The sequence below is a fragment of the Nocardia sp. NPDC004260 genome (assembly GCF_053603155.1).
This window is the reverse complement of record NZ_JBSGEZ010000028.1, coordinates 47,360-60,992: the sequence shown is the minus strand read 5'-3', so window position 1 is coordinate 60,992 and position 13,633 is coordinate 47,360. Positions and strand designations below refer to the sequence as shown.

Sequence of the window (13,633 nt, the reverse complement as noted above, 5' to 3'; positions counted from 1 at the left end):
CCGCCGACGACGGAGGAACCGCGAAGTTACGCGCACATGTCGAATCGGCGTGGCGAGAGGGTGTGTCGCCAAAAGTCGGGCAAATTTCCGATTTTTGCCTAAGGTCATGACCATGACCGACGACGACGCCGCGCCCGCCACGACCGGGGACGCCTCTGCCGGGGCCGTCAACGCCGCAACGAGCAGCCCACCGATGATCTCGATGCGCAAAGTGGACAAACACTTCGGCGACCTGCACGTACTCAAGGACATCAACCTCGAGGTCCCCAAAGGGCAGGTCGTCATCGTGCTGGGCCCCTCGGGATCCGGCAAGTCGACGCTGTGTCGCACCATCAACCGGCTGGAGCCGATCGATTCCGGCGACATCGCCATCGACGGCGTCCCGCTGCCCGCCGAGGGCCGCGCGCTGGCCGCGCTCCGCGCCGACGTCGGCATGGTCTTCCAGTCCTTCAACCTCTTCGCGCACAAGACGATCCTCGAGAACGTCATGCTCGCGCCGGTCAAGGTCCGCAAGATCAAGAAGGACGCCGCCCGGACCCGCGCCATGGAGCTGCTCGACCGGGTCGGCATCGCCGATCAGGCCGACAAGTACCCGGCGCAGCTGTCCGGCGGCCAGCAGCAGCGCGTCGCCATCGCCAGGGCGCTGGCGATGAACCCGAAGGTGATGCTGTTCGACGAGCCGACCTCCGCGCTGGACCCCGAGATGGTCAACGAGGTGCTGGAGGTCATGGTGTCGCTGGCCAAGGACGGGATGACGATGCTGGTCGTCACCCACGAGATGGGCTTCGCGCGCCGCGCGGGGAATCGGGTGCTGTTCATGGCCGACGGCCAGGTGGTGGAGGACGCGGCGCCGGACGCCTTCTTCACCGCCCCGAAGTCCGAGCGAGCGAAGGACTTCCTGGGCAAGATCTTGAGCCACTGACCTGCCGGACACAGCGGCCAGCACACCCACTGGATAGGGAGAAGGAACTCGATGAGGATCAATCGCGCTCTGCGCATCGGTGTCGGAGCGATCGCCCTGACACTCGCCGCCGCGACCGCCAGCGCGTGTGGCGGCGGCGGCGACAAGTCCGCCCTGGATCACGCCAAAGACGGCAAGCTCACCATCGGCATCAAGTTCGACCAGCCGGGCCTGGGCCTGCGGAACAAGGACGGGTCCTACAGCGGCTTCGACGTCGAGGTGGCGAAGTACGTCGCCGGGAAACTGGGCGTGCAGCCGAACGACATCACGTTCAAGGAAGCGCCGTCGCCGCAGCGTGAGACTTTGATCGAGAACGGACAGGTCGACTACATCGTCGCCACCTACTCGATCAACGACAAGCGCAAGGAGAAGGTCGACTTCGCCGGTCCGTACTACGTCGCGGGACAGTCGCTGCTGGTGCGCGCCGACAACACCGACATCAACGGCCCGGACAACTTGAAGGGCAAGAAGGTCTGCTCGGTGAAGGGCTCCACGCCGGCCCAGAACATCGAGAAGAACTTCCCCGACACCCAGTTGCAGACCAACGACACCTACTCGCTCTGCCTCGAGGGGCTGCGCGCCGGATCCTGGGACGCGGTGACCACCGACGACATCATCCTGGCCGGTTACGCCGCGCAGAGCAGCGGCGCGTTCAAGGTGGTCGGCAAGCCGTTCACCACCGAGAACTACGGCATCGGGTCGAAAAAGGGCGACAAGGAACTGCGCGACAAGATCAACGACGCGATCGAGGCGATGATCGCCGACGGTTCCTGGAAGAAGGCGTTCGACTCGACCGTCGGCGCCTCGGGCTACCAGGCCCCGCAGCCGCCGACGGTGAACCGGTACTGAGCGTCCGCACCGTTCGCCTCAGCACGGGTGGCCCGTCCCCGACCGGGCCGGGCCACCCGCCGCACCTCCCCTGACCATCGAGACCCGATCGGAGGAACGCGTCCGCCGTGTTCGACCTGATCTCAAGGTACGACAGCAAAATCCTCGAAGCCTTCTGGGTGACCATCCAGCTGACCGTGCTGTCCGCGGTCGGCGCGCTGATCCTCGGCACCGTCGTCGCGGCGCTGCGTGTGTCCCCCGTGCCGGTCGCCCGCTGGGTCGGCACCGCCTACGTCACCATCTTCCGCAATACTCCGCTCACGCTGATCATCGTGTTCATGTCGCTGGGCCTCTACACGACGATGGGCTGGCGCCTCGCCGGTGAGGGCCCGAACTCGCTGGCCCAGAACAACTTCCGCTTCGCGGTCGTCGGCCTGAGCATCTACACCGCCTCCTTCGTCTGCGAGTCGCTGCGCGCGGGGATCAACACCGTGCCGATGGGCCAGTCCGAGGCGGGCCGCTCGCTCGGATTCGGCTTCCTGCAGAATCTGCGGCTGATCGTGCTGCCGCAGGCGTTCCGCTCGGTGATCGCCCCGCTGGGCAGCGTGCTGATCGCGCTGACCAAGAACTCCACCATCGCCTCGGCGATCGGCGTCGCCGAAGCGGCGACCCTGATGGCGGAGATGACCGAGACCGAGGCCGCGGTGCTGGCGATCGGCGCGATCTTCGCGCTCGGCTTCGTGATCCTGACCCTGCCGACCGGCCTGTTCTTCGGCTGGCTGGCCAAGAAATACGAGGTGTCCCGATGAGCGCAGGCGCTTCGGTCCTGTTCGACGCGCCGGGCCCGAAGGCGAGGCTGCGCAACAACGTCTACTCGCTGCTGGTCGTGGTCGCCGTGGCCGCGACGGGCTGGGTGCTCTATCGCGGTTTCGCCGACAAGGGGCAGTTCACCGCGGAGAAGTGGAAGCCGTTCCTGGAGGCGGAGGTCTGGTCGACCTATCTGCTGCCCGGTCTGCGCGGCACCGTCGTCGCCGCGCTGCTGTCCATCGTGTTCGCGCTGATCATCGGCATGATCTTCGGCGTCCTGCGGCTGTCGGACCATCGCGTGGTGCGCTGGGTCGCGGGAACCGTCGTCGAGGTGGCGCGCGCCATCCCCGTGCTGATCCTGATGATCTTCCTGTTCGCGGTGTACTCCCAGTACGACGTGTTCCAGTCCGAGGATCTCGCACTCGCCGCGGTGGTCACGGCGCTGACCGTCTACAACGGCTCGGTCATCGCGGAGATCGTGCGCGCGGGCATCCGCTCGCTGCCGAAGGGGCAGACCGAGGCGGCCGTCGCGCTGGGCATGCGCAAGAACCAGCTGATGCGGTTGATCCTGCTGCCGCAGGCGATCACGGCCATGCTGCCCGCGCTGGTCTCACAGATGGTGGTCGCGCTCAAGGACTCGGCGCTGGGCTACCAGATCACCTACGTCGAAATCGTGCGCTCCGGCCAGCAACTCGGCGCGGCCGAACAGAACACGGTTCCGGCGCTGATCGTCATCGCGATCGTCATGATCGCGCTCAACAGCGCGCTGACGGTGGTGGCGACCAGGCTGGAACGGCGGCTGCGGGCGCGCAAGCGCGGAAAGGGCGGCGGCGCGGTGGTCGCCGCGGACTCGGTCATCACCGATGCCGCGCCCGGCGTCGACCTCGGCCAGAGGCCCTGAGCCGGGCTGGAAACGTTGCCGCGCAAGCGAACTGGTTAGCGCGCGGCAATACCGCACGGGTGCCCGAGTGTTGTGCTCGAGCTGAGCGCAACACTCGTGCCCTCGGCGGCGTCCCGTCAATCTCGTAGGCATACGCCGATCCCCGGTATTCGACCGGTGGGACGGTCATCAGCGCGTCATACCTGCGGGAGTTGATCGATGACCAGCCGTACCTCCGACCTTCTCTTCGACGAGTCCTTCTCCTTCCCCGGCGAACTGCGCCATCCCGGGAACGCGGGCCCCGCACGGGTCGCGGTGATCGGCGCGGGCGCGAGCGGTCTGGCCGCCGCCTATGAGCTGCAACGCCACGGTCTGGACGTGACCGTCTATGAGCGCACGGCACGTCCCGGTGGGCGGGTCCGCACCTGGCGGTTCTGGGACGGAACCCACGGTGAGCTCGGGGCGATGCGGATCCCGGGCAACCATCACTGCACCTTGCACTATGTCGATGAGTTCGGCTTGGCCACGAGGCCTTTCGTAAACGCGAACCCGGATGCCTACTATCTGCTGCGTGGCCGTCGAGTGCGCAGGTCGCAGGTGGAACAGGTGCTGCCCGCCTACCAGCTGGACGAGGCCGAGCGCACCGACCCGCTGCTGGTGCTCGAGCGGCTGCTGCGCGCCGCCTGGCAGGGCCTCGGCGACCATCGGCGCAAGGCCCTGCTGGCCGGTGACGTGGCCGACCCGGAGCTGGACCGGCTCGCGGCGACCTCGCTGTGGCAGTTCACCCGGCAACGCCTCTCGCCGGACGCCTGGGATCTGATCGGGCATGCCAGCGGACTGCTGCACTACGAGCACGCCTCGCTGCTGGAAGTGCTCGTGGACTACTTCGGGTTGTTCAATGTCGACCAACTGGAGCTGGTGGACGGCACCGATGCGCTCATCCGCGGTTTCACCGACGCGCTGCGCCCAGGCAGCCTGCGACTGGCCACCCGCATCACCGAACTGCATGTCACCGGCGAGGGCGTGCGGTTGCGCGGCGAGCGGCACGGCGCGGCGTTCACCGACGAAGTCGACTTCGTGATCTGCGCGGTACCCGCGCCCGGCCTGGATCAGATCGACATCTCCCCCGCGCTGCCCGCGCCCCAGCGGCAGGCGATCCGCGGCATCAGTTACGCCAGCAGCACGAAGACCCTCGTCCACGTCCGTGAGCGGCACTGGGAGCACGTCGACGGGATCTTCGGCGGCGGCAGCTTCACCGATCTGCCGATCCAGCAGGTGTGGTATCCGTCCGACAACGCCCGGCTCGCCCCCGAGTCGGCCCGCTGGAGTTCGGCGGATCCCGAGCGCTCGCACGCACCGGCCGTGCTCACCGCGGCCTACCTGTGGGAGAACAACGCCCGGCGGTTCGCGGCGCTGCCCGAGAGCGACCGCACCAGAATCGTGCTCGCCTCGCTCGAACAGCTGCATCCCGGCTTGACCGCCGTCGTCGACGACGTCGTGCACTGGACCTGGGACGAGCAGGTCGGCATCGGCGGCGGGGCGTTCGCCTACCTGGCGCCGGGACAGCACGCGCGCTACCTCGCGGAAATCGGCGCCCCCCATCCGCATCCGGCGCCGCGGGTGTTCTTCGCCGGCGAGCATCTCTCGGTCGCGCACGCCTGGATCCAAGGCGCGCTGCAATCGGCGCTGGAGTCGGTGCGCCACGTGCTGGATCAGGTGAGCGTGCCGCGTGCGGCTTGATCGCGCGACCTGGGTGCTCGCCTCGGTGAGCACCGTGTGGGGCGCCAGCTACACGGTCACCGGCTGGGGTCTGCGCGAACTGGACGTGGTGACCTTCAACGCGATCCGCTTCGCCGCGGCCGCGCCACTGCTGCTGGTCCTCGCGTGCGCCGTGGAGGGCAGGCCCGCCATCGCGCGCCGGTGGTGGCCGCGGCTGGCGCTGTCGGCCGCGATCGGCATCGTGGCGTATCAGCTGGCCTTCAGCGCCGCGGTGGCGCTCACCACGGTCACCGAGTCCGCCATCCTGATCGCGTTGTCGCCGTTCTGGACCGCGCTGCTCGCGCGGCTGAGCGGTGAGCCCGTCCGCGCCGCCGTGCTGATCGGCGCGTGCGTGGCGATGGCAGGTGTGGTCCTGGTCGTCCTCGGCCGCGAGGCGGGCCACGCGGCGCCGAACCGCGCGCTCGGGAATCTGGCCGCTTTGGCCGCGTCCGCGCTGTGGGGCGCCTACCCGGTCGTCACCCGTCCCCTGCTGGTCGACCACAGCCCCCTGCGGGTGACGGCGTGGGCCTCGGCGATCGGCGCCGCGGTCCTGCTGCCCGCGGCGTCCGCACTGGCACCGCCGCGCGACTTGCCGAGGCTTTCCGGAACAACCCTGGTCTCACTGGCCTTTTCGGTGCTGGCCGTGACCATTTACGGCCTCGTGGCGTGGTACTGGGGCGTGCGGCGGGTGGGGTCGGCGCAAACGATGGTCTTCATGTTCGCGGTGCCGGTGACGGCGGCGGTATTCGCCGTCGCGGCCGGCGCAGAACGTGTCACCTGGCCGCAGGTCGCCGGTGCCGGGCTCGTACTCGCGGCATTGACCTGTAGCCAACGCAATCCGAAAGTCCTCGACACAGGAGTAGGAAATGACGGTCACCACGACCTCGATCACGCTGGAACGCGCGACGCTCATCGTTAGCGAGGCGCTGGCCTACGGCGCCGCGCACGGGTTCGACCCGCTCACGGTGGCGGTTCTGGATCCCGGCGGCCATCTCGTCGCGTTACAACGCCAGGACGGCTCCGGCCTCCTGCGACCACAGATCGCGATCGCCAAGGCCTGGGGCGTGCTCGGCCTCGGCGTCTCCAACCGCGAGATCGCCCGCCGCGCGGCGGCCGCGCCGACCTTCTTCACGTCGGTGGCCGCGCTCGCCGAAGGGCGCATCCTCGACGTCCCCGGCGGTGTCTTCATCCGGGACGCGGCGGGCGGAATCCTCGGCTCAGTCGGTTCGACAGGGGCCGCGACCTCCTTGGAGGACGAACGCGCCGCCGTGGCGGGTATCGAGGCCGCAGGTCTATCCGCCGATACAGGAGAGGTGTAGACCGACGATGCCGCACCCGAAACCCGCGCAGCGTTGCACCTCCGCCGCGGCGGTACGAAGGGTACAAACTTCGACCGCCGCGGGCCGGGCCCCGATCGGCTGTCCGAGCAGCGACAATCAGCAAACCGATCGAAAACGCCGTAGTCGCCCGCGATTTCGCTAGCATGGCGGCTGTGCCGGGCCGTAGCCCGAGCAGTAGCCGCACACCGACCATCCGTATCCCGCACAGCCGACCGGCGTGGAGCGCAGTTGTGAGCGGGATAGGGCTTCCCCCCACCGGGCCGGATCCGGTCGGCGCCAACCGTGCACGCTCCCCCGCACGACCGCGCATGGCTTCGGCAGCGGTGACCAGGTGCCCATTCCGGTGAGGTCGGTACCGTCGACGAACTCCCACCAACTCGCGCGGTTCGACTGCCGCCGGTGTACGAAAACACCTCGAACTGGTGGAGCACGGTTCCCGATCGCCGGGAGCCGCATGGGCGAGTTCAGTCGATGGTCTCGTCGAGGTCGCCCGCCGGCCCCTGATCGGCCAGTTCAGCCTTGACCACCCGATACGCCGTGGACTGACCGTAGCCACGGCGGGCGAGCATGCCGACGAGACGGCGAATCATCTTGTCCCGGTCCAAATCTCGCGGCAGAGAACGCAATTTGCGGCGGACCAGCTCGGCGGCGCGGGTTTCCTCGTCGTCGGTGGTGATGGCGTCGAGGGCGGCCACGGCATCCGACTGCGCGACGCCCTTGCGCCGAAGTTCTTGCGCGAGAGCCTGCTTGCCTTTACCGGAGAAGGTATGCCGGGAATGCACCCATTGCTCGGCGAAGGCTGCGTCGTCGACGAGACCGACCTCGCCGAGGCGATCGAGCGCCCGTTCGCTCACTTCGGCCGAGTACCCCTTGGCGGCCAGACGCTGAGCCAGCTCGGCACGGCTGCGGGCGCGAACGGCGAGCAAGCGGAGACACGCCTCCTTCGCCTGTTCGACCGTTCCGGCTTCGGATCCGGCCGCTCCCGGATCGGCCCTCCCTCCTTCGGCAAGACCGGAGTCGGCCGAGGGCGAGCCGATACGCGCCCGCGCACCCCGGGGACCACGACGGGACCCAGCCGGGCGCGCCCGCTGCGGATCGGACGCGCCCGGCCGAGTTCCCATGGTGTCCGGCGCAACCGAACCACCTTCGGCCCTCCGCACGAGTTCGGCGTCCTGTCCGCGGGACCGGGCACCGTCTGGCGGACCGGAAGCGGACAAGAGTTCTTCCAGCCGACGCCGCATCTCCTGCACCGCGTCGGCCCGTGGCCGCCCGGAATCGGCCGGAGCCGTTCCGGGCGAGCGACGGCTGTGCGTCGGCTCAGAAATCGGCGGGCACCTCCGCGGCCGCATCGGCCGTCACATCGGCGCCGATGCCGAGTTTCTCTTTGATCTTCTTCTCGACCTCGTCGCGGACGTCGACGTTCTCCAGCAGGAACTTGCGAGCGTTCTCCTTGCCCTGGCCGAGTTGATCGCCCTCGTAGGTGTACCAGGAGCCGGACTTGCGGATGAAGCCGTGCTCGACACCCATGTCGATGAGCGAGCCCTCCTTGGAGATGCCGTGCCCGTAGAGGATGTCGAACTCGGCCTGCTTGAACGGCGGGGAGACCTTGTTCTTCACGACCTTCACGCGGGTGCGGTTGCCCACCGCGTCGCTGCCGTCCTTGAGCGTCTCGATGCGGCGCACGTCCAGGCGCACCGACGCGTAGAACTTCAGCGCCTTGCCGCCGGTGGTGGTCTCCGGCGAGCCGAACATCACGCCGATCTTCTCGCGCAGCTGGTTGATGAAGATCGCGGTGGTGCCGGAATTGTTCAGCGCGCTGGTCATCTTGCGCAGCGCCTGGCTCATCAGGCGGGCCTGCAGACCGACGTGGCTGTCGCCCATCTCGCCCTCGATCTCGGCGCGCGGCACCAGCGCGGCCACCGAGTCGATGACGATGATGTCGATGGCGCCGGAGCGCACCAGCATATCGGCGATCTCCAGCGCCTGCTCACCCGTGTCGGGCTGGGAGACCAGCAGCGCGTCGGTGTCGACGCCCAGCTTGCGGGCGTAGTCCGGATCGAGCGCGTGCTCGGCGTCGATGAACGCCGCCACGCCGCCCGCGGCCTGCGCATTGGCCACCGCGTGCAGCGCCACGGTGGTCTTACCCGAGGATTCCGGGCCGTAGATCTCGACGATGCGGCCGCGCGGCAGGCCGCCGATGCCCAGCGCCACGTCGAGCGCGATCGAGCCGGTGGGGATCACCGAGATCGGCTGGCGCGCCTCCTCGCCGAGGCGCATGACGGCACCCTTGCCGAAGCTCTTCTCCACCTGGGCCAGCGCGAGTTCGAGCGCCTTGTCCCGGTCGTACGCCTGTGGTGCCATGGTCTTGATCCCCTTTTCGACGGGTAGGTCTCGTTCTGTGGTTGGCGCCTACAGTAGAGCGCGGCACCGACAAGTTCTGGCGACCAGCCTAGACGAACAGGTGTTCGAGTCAAGCGACGCGCCCGGCGCGCATCGCGCCGCTCCCGCCCGCTCCGGCGAGCGCCGCGCGATCAGCGCACCAGGGCGATCCGGTCGGTGTCCAGCAGCGTCTGCGCCTGTTTGAGCACGCGCAGGGAAGGCGTCACTTCCACGTCGGTGATCCCGTCCAGCGCGCCGAGCCGCTCGGTCACGTACCGGTAGAGATCCGCGGTGTCGCGGCAGATGATCGAAGCGAACACATTGGACGGCCCGGTGGTGGCGGCGACGAACACGATCTCCGGGTGCGTCGCCAGCGCGCGCCCCACCGCCTCCAGATCGGCGGGCAGCACGCGCAGCCAGAGCGCGCCGCGCACGCCGTAGCCCATCCGCTCGATCGCGAAATCGACGTCGAAGTACAGCACGCCCGCCGCGGTCAGCTCGGCCATGCGCCGCGCGACTCGCGGCGCTGTCCACCCGGTTTCGGCCGCGAGCTGGGCGTACGGAGCGCGCCCGTCCCGGCCGAGCAGCGTGAGCATCGCCTCGTCGGCCGCCGAAAGGTTCACCGGCGCGTCCGGTCCCGCGTCCGCGGTCCGGGGCCGGGCGGGGCCGAGTGCGTCGAGCTGGGCGGCGGTGAGCAGGTGCCGATAGCGCGGCCACTCCTCGTCGAGCGGAAAACGATGGATGACCTCGTACGCGGTCAGCGCCAGCACTTGCGGGGCGCGCGGCAGGATCTGCAACAGCAGCGCGTCACGCCGCTCGATCGAGCGCGGCCTGCCCACGCAGGTCACCTCGGAGCCGGTGGACAGCAGGGTCACCCAGCTCAGATCCGGGAACCGGGACAGGGATTCGGCCAGCCGCAGCGCTTTGGCCGGCGTCGATTTCAAGCGCAGCACCCAGCGCGCGTGACCGAGCGGCGCCGCGTTCACCTGTCCGGCCACGTGCAGGATGCCGCGCTGCCGCAGCGCGCGGTAACGCCGCGCCACCGTTTGCTCGGAGACGCCGAGAGCGCCGCCAAGCCGGGCGAATGGCATCCGGGCGTCGTGAACCAGCGCGTGCACGATCTGTTTGTCCAGGACATCCAGATCGGAAGATTCTCTCGGACTACCATCGCGCACAGGAGGAATCTAACGCAGTTGTCGCTGCGGCTAGGGGGATCCGTCCGATTGCCGCACGCTTGGCGTCGAAATCATTCGAATCCGCCGTGGAGGCTCCCGTGAGGAAATGGCTCCCCTTATTCGCCGCGTGCCTCGGCACGCTGATGCTGCTCATCGACGTCACCATCGTGAACGTCGCCCTGCCGGACATCGCCGCCGATCTGGACACCGGATTGTCCGGCTTGCAGTGGGTGGTGGACGGCTACGCCTTGGCGCTGGCGGCGCTGCTGCTGGTGCTCGGCTCGCTCGCCGACCGCGTCGGCGCGAAGCACGCGTACCTGGCCGGGCTGGTCGTCTTCGCGATCGCGTCGCTCGGGTGCGGCGTCGCCGAGAACGCGGCGGCCCTCGTCGCGGCGCGGGCGCTGCAAGGCGTCGGCGGCGCGGCCATGTTCGCCACCACGCTGTCGCTGCTGCACGCCACCTACACCGGCCGTGACCGCGGTGTCGCCTTCGGCGTCTGGGGCGCGGTGTCCGGGGCGGCGGCGGGCATCGGAGTGGTGCTCGGCGGCGTGCTCACCGAGGCGCTGTCGTGGCGCTGGATCTTCTTCGTCAACCTGCCCATCGCCGTGCTGGCGATCGGGCTGACCGCCACCGTGTTCCCGCCCGTCCAGCGGCGCGTGGGCCGGGTGGTGGACGTGCCGGGCATGCTGGCCTTCGCGACCGCGGCGACGGCGGTCACCTACGGCGTCATCCGCGGCGGTGAGCACGGCTGGACGGACGCGGCCGCGGTGACGGCGTTCGCGCTGGGGGCCGCCGCGACCGCGATCTTCGGCTGGGTCGAAGCGCGCGGCGCCGCACCGATGTTCCCCTTGGCACTGCTGCGCAACCGCGATTTCGGCGCGACCCTGTTCGGCGCGTTCGGACAGACGTTCGCCGCGTTCGCGAGCACTCCCCTGATCTCGCTGTGGCTGCAACAGCAACTGCGTATGTCGCCCCTGCACGCGGGTCTGGCGATGCTCCCGATGGCCGCGACCGCGTTCGTGGTGGCGGGCGCTTTCGGTCGGCTGCTGCACGATGTCGCGCCGAAATGGACCATCGGCGCGGGGTTGGTGGTGGTCGGCCTGGGCAGTTGGCTGCTGATGATCGTCGGCGCCGAGTCCTCCTGGGTCGCGCTGATCCCGGGATTCGTGGTGATCGGCATCGGGATCGGCGTCAACGCGCCCGCGCTGGTCTCGGTCGGCATGGCGGCGGTCGCCCCGGAGCAAGCGGGCACCGCCGCGGGTGCGGTGAACACTGCCCGGCAACTGGGCCTCGCGCTCGGCGTCGCGGTGCTAGGCACCGTCTTCCGCGGGGTGGCCTACGCCGCGCAGCCGATGACGTTGCCGCACTTCGTCGCCGGGCTCGACGCGGCGTTCGGCATCGCGGCGGCGGTGGGCATCGGATTCGGACTGGTCGCGTTCGGACTGTTCCACCGGAAGCGCGCGGACGCCGGATCGCCCGAAGCCGAGCGGCAAGCCGTCGCGGCCTGATCGCGATTCGGCACGAAGAGACGGCGGCGTCCCGGACGAGCGCCGCCGTTTCCCGTGCCCCTGCGGCCCTAACGCTGCGGCAGCACCGACTCGTCACCAGGCTCGCGTGGCCCGAAGATGCGCCGCTCGGATTCCCCGATCGGGACATCGTTGATGCTGGCCTCACGCCGGGACATCAGCCCGTCCGGTGCGAACTCCCATTGCTCGTTGCCGTAGCTACGGAACCACCGGCCGGACTCGTCGTGCCATTCGTACTGGAACCGCACGGCGATGCGGTTGCCGTGGAAGGCCCATAGATCCTTGCGCAGCGCGTAGCCGTTCTCGATGGACCACTTCCTGGTGAGGAACTCGACGATGGCGTCACGACCGGTGAAGAACTCGTCGCGATTGCGCCACATTGAATCTTCGGTGTACGCGGCGGCGACCCTTTCGGGATCGCGCGTGTTCCAGACATTTTCGGCTGCCCGCACCTTGGCTTCGGCGGATTCCACGTCGAACGGGGGTAGCGGAGGTCGCATGGGACAACTCCTTCTCTCGAAGTTTCAGGGATTCACGGGAGAAAGTTCGGCAGGGCCCCATCTCAGCGCTCCCGCGGATCGCTCGACCACCTCTTCGATGGTGAAATCGAGGGAGCACTGCGCGCCCGCCGTGAAGGTCTCGGCCGCCCAGACCAACTCGGCCGTGCCGGTGAGCTGCAACGTAGCGCCCGTGGACCAGTCCGGGATCAGGATCCCGCAGCGGGGGTTGACCGCGAGGTTGCCGAGCGTCATGAACATCGAATTGCCCCGATAGTCCGGCCAGCGCAGCCGCGTGGGCGAGAGCACTTGCAGGAAGCCGGGATTCCCGCCGCGATGCGAGGCGTCGGCGTTGCCTTCCTCGTCCGCGGTCGCGACGAAGAACGTGTCGGCGGAGGCGATCGCGGACCGCTGCTCGGCACCCAATTCGGTACCGCGACGCACCGCGGACGTCGTGGCGCCGGGCGTGTAGCTCGCGACGTCCCGCCGCGAGATGTACTTGGGACAATTCGAGTACACCTGATCGGTGACGATGCGCAAGCCCGCGTCCTCCGGCGCGGACCTTCCATTGACGCGCATCCGCCTGCGCCGCTGCGGTTGCAGGGCGATCATGCCGACGCGAGACCGGCGGGTCAGCGCTTCGTGCAGCGGGTCGGCGGCAGCGGGCATGGTGCCGACCGAAATGGTCCGGTCGTCCACCGCTCGGACGAATCCCGGCTGCCCGACCAGCTCGCTCGCCCACAGCCTGCCCGCCGCGTCGGCGGCGGCGAGCACCACCATCCGCTGCTCGGCCAGGAAATCGGCCGCGACCGCGGGGATATCGGCGCGGATCATGCGACCGACCCGTCCGGCGATGTCCGCCTGCCCCATCCGGCGCTGCACGGCGACCTCCCCACGGTGGAACGCCTCCATCGCGATACTCCCTTCGCTACGCGGCCGGATCAGAAGAAGCCGCAGGTCGGTGCCGCACCGCTGGGCGCGGGAGCGGATTCCGCGCCACTGGGCGCGTACACCTCCAGCCGGATGCCGTCGGGATCGGTGAAGAAGATCCCACCGGAGGCGACGCCCTCGCCGTGCGCCACCACGCCGTCGTGGGCGAAGGCGACCGAGAGCTCACGCAGCACCCGTTCCACCGCGCGCACCTGGTCGATGCTGTCGACCTGGAACGAAAGATGATGCAGCCCCGGCGTTTCGGTGGAGAACGCGCCGCCGCTCTGCTGCCACAGCGTGATGACCAGCTTGCCCTCGCGACCGAGGAAGGCCCAGCGGCGCTGCTCGTCGGCGCTCGCGGCGAGCTGTTCGAAACCAAGAGCCCGGCGGTAGAAGTCCACCGAGCGATCCAGATCCGAGACATTCAGGCCGATGTGCCCGGTGCTGAGCTGAGGTGCGGCGACCGCGGTCATGAGTTCCTCCTCGGAAGATTCAACCGCCTTATGCGGTTTCACTGGTTAGAACGTACCGACCCGGGAACAATGGTGTCAA

14 protein-coding genes are annotated in these 13,633 nt (G+C 69.0%); 8 read left to right on the top strand and 6 right to left on the bottom strand.

Going from position 1 to position 13,633, the window contains the following annotated elements:
* The first annotated feature begins 193 nt into the window (after positions 1-193).
* The 7 genes from ACWEO7_RS18285 (at position 194) to ACWEO7_RS18255 (ending at position 6,553) form a co-directional block, all read left to right on the top strand.
* Positions 194-922: an amino acid ABC transporter ATP-binding protein gene (locus ACWEO7_RS18285; RefSeq protein ID WP_452424697.1), complete on the top strand. Its 729-nt coding sequence runs from the start codon at positions 194-196 to the stop codon at positions 920-922.
* Positions 923-973: 51 nt separating this feature from the next.
* Positions 974-1,810: a glutamate ABC transporter substrate-binding protein gene (locus tag ACWEO7_RS18280; protein WP_452424659.1), complete on the top strand. Its 837-nt coding sequence runs from the start codon at positions 974-976 to the stop codon at positions 1,808-1,810.
* 107 nt (positions 1,811-1,917) lie between these two features.
* Positions 1,918-2,598 carry an amino acid ABC transporter permease gene (locus ACWEO7_RS18275; RefSeq protein ID WP_452424657.1) on the top strand — a complete coding sequence of 227 codons (681 nt, stop codon included), beginning with the start codon at positions 1,918-1,920 and terminating at the stop codon, positions 2,596-2,598.
* A complete protein-coding gene (locus tag ACWEO7_RS18270; protein WP_452424656.1) occupies positions 2,595-3,497 on the top strand; it encodes an amino acid ABC transporter permease in 903 nt (300 codons plus the stop codon). The genes ACWEO7_RS18275 and ACWEO7_RS18270 overlap by 4 nt, the downstream gene beginning before the upstream one ends.
* 198 nt (positions 3,498-3,695) lie before the next feature.
* Positions 3,696-5,216 (top strand): flavin monoamine oxidase family protein, encoded by a 1,521-nt coding sequence (locus tag ACWEO7_RS18265; protein WP_452424654.1) that lies wholly within the window; start codon positions 3,696-3,698, stop codon positions 5,214-5,216.
* The gene (locus ACWEO7_RS18260) at positions 5,206-6,153 is read left to right on the top strand and encodes a DMT family transporter (RefSeq protein ID WP_452424653.1); all 948 of its coding nucleotides are present in this window, start codon (positions 5,206-5,208) and stop codon (positions 6,151-6,153) included. Before ACWEO7_RS18265 ends, ACWEO7_RS18260 begins: the two co-directional genes overlap by 11 nt.
* Entirely contained in the window at positions 6,101-6,553 is a 453-nt protein-coding gene (locus ACWEO7_RS18255) for a GlcG/HbpS family heme-binding protein (RefSeq protein WP_452424651.1), read from the top strand. Before ACWEO7_RS18260 ends, ACWEO7_RS18255 begins: the two co-directional genes overlap by 53 nt.
* 485 nt (positions 6,554-7,038) lie before the next feature.
* Here the strand turns inward: ACWEO7_RS18255 and recX are convergent, their stop codons facing one another.
* The 3 genes from recX to ACWEO7_RS18240 form a co-directional block, all read right to left on the bottom strand.
* Positions 7,039-7,695, bottom strand: a complete 657-nt coding sequence (gene recX, locus ACWEO7_RS18250; RefSeq protein WP_452424649.1) for a recombination regulator RecX — start codon at positions 7,693-7,695, stop codon at positions 7,039-7,041.
* 196 nt (positions 7,696-7,891) lie between these two features.
* The gene (recA, locus tag ACWEO7_RS18245; protein ID WP_452424648.1) at positions 7,892-8,935 is read right to left on the bottom strand and encodes a recombinase RecA; all 1,044 of its coding nucleotides are present in this window, start codon (positions 8,933-8,935) and stop codon (positions 7,892-7,894) included.
* 170 nt (positions 8,936-9,105) lie between these two features.
* Complete coding sequence (locus ACWEO7_RS18240) at positions 9,106-10,128, bottom strand: Lrp/AsnC family transcriptional regulator (RefSeq protein ID WP_452424646.1); 1,023 nt, start codon at positions 10,126-10,128, stop codon at positions 9,106-9,108.
* Between the two features lie 98 nt (positions 10,129-10,226).
* On the opposite strand from ACWEO7_RS18240, the gene ACWEO7_RS18235 reads away from it, so the two are divergent.
* Complete coding sequence (locus tag ACWEO7_RS18235; RefSeq protein ID WP_452424645.1) at positions 10,227-11,636, top strand: MFS transporter; 1,410 nt, start codon at positions 10,227-10,229, stop codon at positions 11,634-11,636.
* Between the two features lie 68 nt (positions 11,637-11,704).
* Here the strand turns inward: ACWEO7_RS18235 and ACWEO7_RS18230 are convergent, their stop codons facing one another.
* Genes ACWEO7_RS18230 through ACWEO7_RS18220 form a run of 3 tightly spaced genes read right to left on the bottom strand, consistent with a single transcriptional unit; the run spans position 11,705 to position 13,554 of the window.
* Complete coding sequence (locus ACWEO7_RS18230; protein WP_452424643.1) at positions 11,705-12,154, bottom strand: nuclear transport factor 2 family protein; 450 nt, start codon at positions 12,152-12,154, stop codon at positions 11,705-11,707.
* 24 nt (positions 12,155-12,178) lie between these two features.
* Entirely contained in the window at positions 12,179-13,063 is an 885-nt protein-coding gene (locus ACWEO7_RS18225; RefSeq protein ID WP_452424641.1) for a pyridoxamine 5'-phosphate oxidase family protein, read from the bottom strand.
* A gap of 29 nt (positions 13,064-13,092) precedes the next feature.
* A complete protein-coding gene (locus tag ACWEO7_RS18220; protein WP_452424639.1) occupies positions 13,093-13,554 on the bottom strand; it encodes a VOC family protein in 462 nt (153 codons plus the stop codon).
* Positions 13,555-13,633: the final 79 nt, after the last annotated feature.

What these genes read in the sequence shown, in the direction of transcription:
- ACWEO7_RS18285 (WP_452424697.1), top strand. Translation starts at nt 194, where the DNA reads ATGATCTCGATGCGCAAAGTGGACAAACACTTCGGCGACCTGCACGTA.
- ACWEO7_RS18280 (WP_452424659.1), top strand. Translation starts at nt 974, where the DNA reads ATGAGGATCAATCGCGCTCTGCGCATCGGTGTCGGAGCGATCGCCCTG.
- ACWEO7_RS18270 (WP_452424656.1), top strand. Translation starts at nt 2,595, where the DNA reads ATGAGCGCAGGCGCTTCGGTCCTGTTCGACGCGCCGGGCCCGAAGGCG.
- ACWEO7_RS18265 (WP_452424654.1), top strand. Translation starts at nt 3,696, where the DNA reads ATGACCAGCCGTACCTCCGACCTTCTCTTCGACGAGTCCTTCTCCTTC.
- ACWEO7_RS18255 (WP_452424651.1), top strand. Translation starts at nt 6,101, where the DNA reads ATGACGGTCACCACGACCTCGATCACGCTGGAACGCGCGACGCTCATC.
- recX (WP_452424649.1), bottom strand. Translation starts at nt 7,695, where the DNA reads ATGGGAACTCGGCCGGGCGCGTCCGATCCGCAGCGGGCGCGCCCGGCT.
- recA (WP_452424648.1), bottom strand. Translation starts at nt 8,935, where the DNA reads ATGGCACCACAGGCGTACGACCGGGACAAGGCGCTCGAACTCGCGCTG.
- ACWEO7_RS18230 (WP_452424643.1), bottom strand. Translation starts at nt 12,154, where the DNA reads ATGCGACCTCCGCTACCCCCGTTCGACGTGGAATCCGCCGAAGCCAAG.
- ACWEO7_RS18225 (WP_452424641.1), bottom strand. Translation starts at nt 13,063, where the DNA reads ATGGAGGCGTTCCACCGTGGGGAGGTCGCCGTGCAGCGCCGGATGGGG.
- ACWEO7_RS18220 (WP_452424639.1), bottom strand. Translation starts at nt 13,554, where the DNA reads ATGACCGCGGTCGCCGCACCTCAGCTCAGCACCGGGCACATCGGCCTG.